We start from the raw sequence: 4,801 nt of genomic DNA, 5'->3' as shown, positions 1-4,801 counted from the left end.
AAGGGATTCGAACCCTTGGTCCCTTGCGGGATCACTAGTTTTCAAGACTAGCTCCTTAAACCACTCGGACATCTCTCCGTGTTAGTGTGTATTCACACAACGATATTATTTATACCATTTTTTTATTCAAATGTCAAGACTTTTTTAAAATTTTTTCATTTTTATAACAATTAAATGCCAAATCTATCAAAAGCAAAGATTTCCGTTGCAAAATTACAACAAACTAAAGAAATCTGCAACAGAAATCTGAAACCGACAATTATATTTATGTAATAGGAAGTCCATATTTGTCTTTAAATGTACCTGTAGCTATTCTGATTATATCAATAATCCAACCTATTCCACAGAATCCCATTGTAAAAAGATAAATAAAGCCCATAGCTGTATTTCCGGCATAAAACTGGTGTGCTCCAAAATAACCAAAAAGTACACATACAGCTAATGCAACCATTCTGTCCTTTTTGCTTTTGTTTTTACCCATTGCATTGACTGCAGAGGACGGTGATTCAGTCTTATTATAAAGAGTATCCTCAGTTGATGAATAACTCGGTTTTGTATAATTTGATGAAGTTACATTCGGTACAGAACTACCGGTGTTTATATTTGTTGTGTTGTTAACAACGGTATTAATAATAATCGGTTGTTCCTTATTCTCCGGATATTCAAGTTCAGTTCTGCAATATGGGCAAAGTCTGTATTCGCTTCCGACATTCGCTCCACAGTTTTTACATACCATAATTAACCCACCCTTAGATATTTATATTATGAAGTTTGCATAAATAATTGCTTTATTAATAATAACACATTATTCACAGTTTTCCAAGGAATTAAAAGGACAATTTAGATTATATTATTAAATAAATTTATTTTTATAAATATTACATCACACATCATAAAAAATAAGCACCCGATTGCTCGAGTGCTTTTGGCGGAGATGGAGAGATTTGAACTCTCGCGTCGGAGTTACCGACCTACTGGTGTTCGAAGCCAGACCCTTCAGCCACTTGGGTACATCTCCAAATCATTTACTTACAACTAATAATTATAACGGCTCGACTAAAAATTGTCAATAGCTGTAACTAATTTATTGCTCTGTCATATTATAAATTGAATAAGCAATGCTGATTTTTAAGCTTAGGGCAGGTGAAATTATGGCTTTTGACACAAGAGAACTTTTTGCTCGGTTGCTAAAATGCGAAAGCGGCGGCGAAGGTATTGACGGAATGAGGGCAGTTGCATCTGTCATAATTAACAGGTCAACTGTGCCTTACGGTGAATTTGCACGAATCAGCAACGGCGGTGATGTGCGAGCAATAATTGAACAGCCTAATCAATTTACCTGTTTAAAAACCTCTGTGGGCGGTCAGTACAATCCACAGAATGTGTATAATATTGTTCCCGAAGATATTCACTATGAAATTGCCGATTGGGCACTTGCCGGCAACACCGACAGCTCAGTTGGAAACTCATTGTTTTTCTTCAATCCTTACTCGTCAAGCTGTCCGAACTTTTTCCCAACAAATATCGGGGTCATTTATAATCGTGTTGGCAACCATTGCTTTTACTCTCCAACTCAAGCTTACAACAACACATAGGAGTTGATTTCTTTGGAAAATTACATCAGCAACAGAAAGGCACAACCACTTAATCCAAACACTCTTTACAATCTTGAAAATAGTCCGTCAGCCTGCAGCAGCTTTAACTGCTATAACAATCAAATTCCAAACACAGTGCAGTCATTTGGAAATGAAATTCCATCTATACTCGAGCTTGCCACATTAGTTAGCCCTTCAAGTCCGAACTATCGCAGTTTCAGTCCCACTCAGCAAGCACAAATGAATTCACGACAGCAGACACAACAGACCATTCCCGCACAAAGTCAGGATAATCAGGTTGCAAATGACCTTGCTGTGCGTGAAATTCAGAACATAGACGCAACCGAACCGTACAATCCCGAAACCTTGCCAACACCGGCTATGATTAATGCGGAAAATGCTCAAAATGCACAGACGGCCGCTTCAACCGCAACTCTGCTTACTGACATAAAAAATCCATACGAAGTAACAGCCGAAAGTGTTCAATATCTCAACGGATTTATTCGCACACAGATTGGCAGACGGGTATCTATAGACTTCCTTGTCGGCTCAAACACTATTGTTACAAAGTCAGGCTATCTGCTCGGCGTTGCCGCAAACTATATTCTTATAAATGAGCTTGACACCAACGACCTTACAACCTGCGATTTTTACAACATAAAATTCATTAGATTTTACTTTGACTAAACAAACGGCAGCGACTTTCAAATGCTAAAGTCGCTGCCGATATTATTTATATATGTTATTTTATTTAAAATTTAGAATTGCGTAATAATTTAATATAATTAATTTGTCTTTTTCTTTTGATATACAAGACCAAACACTGCCATGCATATCAAAAGCACACTGACTAAAGCGATTGAGTTGCCTTGGCTTCCTGTTTTTATTACATCAGAATTTTGTTTAGCCTCAGTATCAGCCGTTGAATTAGATTTACTTGCAGATGTTGGCAGATTTGTGGTATTTTCCACAGATAATGTGGCAGAATCAACTTTTTCAGTCGTCTTAACACTTTCTGTTGTCGGTTCTGTTGACTGTACAGGATCAGTAGTTTCTACAACCTCAGCGGTAGTAAATTGCGTTGCAGTAGTTTCTTGCGGTGCGGTCGGAATTTCAATCTTTTCTAAATGCCATTTTGCACGAATAAAATTTTTCCAGGCAGTATCATAATCGATGTCGGTCGATGTACTGCTTTCAAAAACCAGCCAACCGTCATTTTTAGCCTGTGTATATGCGTCATAGCTTTCCTTTGTGTAAGACATATACCAATATTCGGGAGTGAAGTCAAAGTCCCACGAATTGTATATAAGAATATAGTATAGCTCGTCCTTTGGTGTTGCTGTGTTCTCGGCTGTCATTTCAACATCGTTTCTTACAAGAGAATTTTTTGCATCTTCAAACTGATTTGTAATATCAACAATGCTCTCATCTGTTGCAAAATAATCATGATACAAATCCAAACCTTTTTCATAACAGCCATAAAAATTATTATAACTGTATTCGGTGTAGAATATATTAGGGTTAACTGTAAAGCCGTTTTCTTTTGTGCATTGGTTGTAATACCAGTAATTTTCAATAAGCAGATTTTCAAGATTTTCCTTTGCTTGCGATTTACTTACAGCAGCATTTGCTGTTATGCAAGTCGCAGAAATTGAAACAGCAAGCAATGATGCAGTCAAAATTGAAATAATAGATTTTTTCATAATCATCCTCCTTGATTTATTTAAGTATAGATATATGAACCGACTGTCCATTTATTACCAACCTTTTTTCCATTTAAATAATATAAACTGTTGTTATCGCCTATTCTAATATCAGTTGTTTGAGAAGTACTGTTATAATCATTAAAAACAACACAGTCATATTCTTTGTAATCAAATGTAATTGCATAAATATCTTCACCTTTTTCATTTGAATTAATATATTTCATTTTTGCACCATGCCAAATATTATTTTGCATAGTTCCTGATTTCCATAAATAAGCTCTTACATCACTCCAATTATTTGTGTTAGTGAAGTATACTGTTCTAACATCAGGTACATATGTAGATACACTACATTTTCCACTATTTTCATTATAGCCATCAATATAATAACCTGTACCGCTGTCTCCAACATTTATATTTTCAGTATATTCGCTTTCACTACCAGATTCAAAAAACATTTGGTTATATAGATTATGGTCAAATGTAACTGAATAAACCTTTTCACCCAAATAATTATCATAAAGATATGTCATAGGAATCTGAGTATAATAATATGAAGCAGTTTCATTCCATAAAAAAACTTTTACTTCTCCCCAATTTTTATTATCAGAAAAATAAACTGTTCTATAATCGACATTATGTATTATTGATAAATTATCATATTGTTCTTGGTAACATTGTTATCAATTGCTGATACACTTAAAGCAAATAGTGATATGGTATTTAGTAATGCTACTATTAATATTAAAGATGTAGTTCTTCTAAAAAAATGTTTCATAGTTTTCCCCTCTATTAATAATATTTGTATATATTTTATTTTTGCTTATCTCATTGGTATCAAATCCTTTTATAATAATTTTAAATATATAATAACATTAATAAAAAAGCATTACAACAAAAATCGTGAAAAATTATAACCAAGATTTCAAACATTAATTAGTGCACAGTGCATAATATATTGCAATTAATAGCATAAAATATATATAATCGGTTATTGCTAAATGAATTATATAGTTTTTTTAAACCTCACATTCTCTATAAATGCCTTTACAAGTTCAGCGTCCTTGCCTGATTTATCTGAAAGTTCCACTCCTGAGCTTACATCTACAGCGTATGGGTGGACTTGCTTTATGGCATTTGCCACATTCTGTGGGTTGAGTCCGCCTGCGAGAATGAGCATTTTTTCTGTCTTTGGCAGTTTGTTAAGCAATGACCAATCAAAGCTTTTGCCACTGCCCGGAACAGCCGAGTCAAACAAAAAGCCTTTGATGTTGTCACAGCTTTCAAGACTTGTAAAGCTTTCAATACAGCTTACATTAATGGCCCTGATTATCGGTGTTTTGCAGTTGTTCAAAAGTTCTTCTGAAATATTTCTGTGAATCTGTACAAAGTCAAAGCCAAGCTTTTGTATAATTTCAAGCTGATCTTGGGTAGGGGAAACTGTAACGGCAACGCTTTTGATGTTTTTATCAAGCATAAAGAGAAGTTCTTTTGCCTTTT

Annotated in this window: 6 protein-coding genes and 1 tRNA gene; 2 read left to right on the top strand and 5 right to left on the bottom strand. The window is 34.7% G+C overall.

Annotated elements, in window-relative coordinates:
• Nucleotides 1-265: 265 nt before the first annotated feature.
• On the bottom strand, nt 266-736 hold the full coding sequence (locus ACJMMI_RS07595) for a TM2 domain-containing protein (protein ID WP_405354677.1): 471 nt from the start codon (nt 734-736) through the stop codon (nt 266-268).
• Between the two features lie 190 nt (nt 737-926).
• Nucleotides 927-1,018 (bottom strand) — tRNA-Ser (locus ACJMMI_RS07590).
• Nucleotides 1,019-1,151: 133 nt separating this feature from the next.
• Here ACJMMI_RS07590 and ACJMMI_RS07585 point away from each other — a divergent pair.
• Nucleotides 1,152-1,595 carry a cell wall hydrolase gene (locus ACJMMI_RS07585; protein ID WP_405354676.1) on the top strand — a complete coding sequence of 148 codons (444 nt, stop codon included), beginning with the start codon at nt 1,152-1,154 and terminating at the stop codon, nt 1,593-1,595.
• Between the two features lie 12 nt (nt 1,596-1,607).
• Nucleotides 1,608-2,282 (top strand): hypothetical protein, encoded by a 675-nt coding sequence (locus tag ACJMMI_RS07580; protein ID WP_405354674.1) that lies wholly within the window; start codon nt 1,608-1,610, stop codon nt 2,280-2,282.
• Between the two features lie 98 nt (nt 2,283-2,380).
• On the opposite strand, the gene ACJMMI_RS07575 is transcribed toward ACJMMI_RS07580, so the two are convergent.
• The 3 genes from ACJMMI_RS07575 to ACJMMI_RS07565 all read right to left on the bottom strand — a co-directional run.
• A complete protein-coding gene (locus tag ACJMMI_RS07575; RefSeq protein WP_405354673.1) occupies nt 2,381-3,298 on the bottom strand; it encodes a hypothetical protein in 918 nt (305 codons plus the stop codon).
• Nucleotides 3,299-3,318: 20 nt separating this feature from the next.
• Complete coding sequence (locus ACJMMI_RS07570; RefSeq protein WP_405354671.1) at nt 3,319-3,810, bottom strand: starch-binding protein; 492 nt, start codon at nt 3,808-3,810, stop codon at nt 3,319-3,321.
• Between the two features lie 497 nt (nt 3,811-4,307).
• A partial coding sequence (locus ACJMMI_RS07565) for a phosphoribosylanthranilate isomerase (protein ID WP_405354669.1) occupies nt 4,308-4,801 on the bottom strand: 494 nt, incomplete at its 5' end.

The sequence above is a fragment of the Ruminococcus sp. genome, from assembly GCF_045129435.1.
In the GTDB taxonomy this organism is placed as follows: Bacteria; Bacillota; Clostridia; order Oscillospirales; family Acutalibacteraceae; genus Ruminococcoides.
The sequence above is the reverse complement of the archived record's forward strand: the minus strand, read 5'-3'. Positions and strand labels throughout refer to the sequence as shown.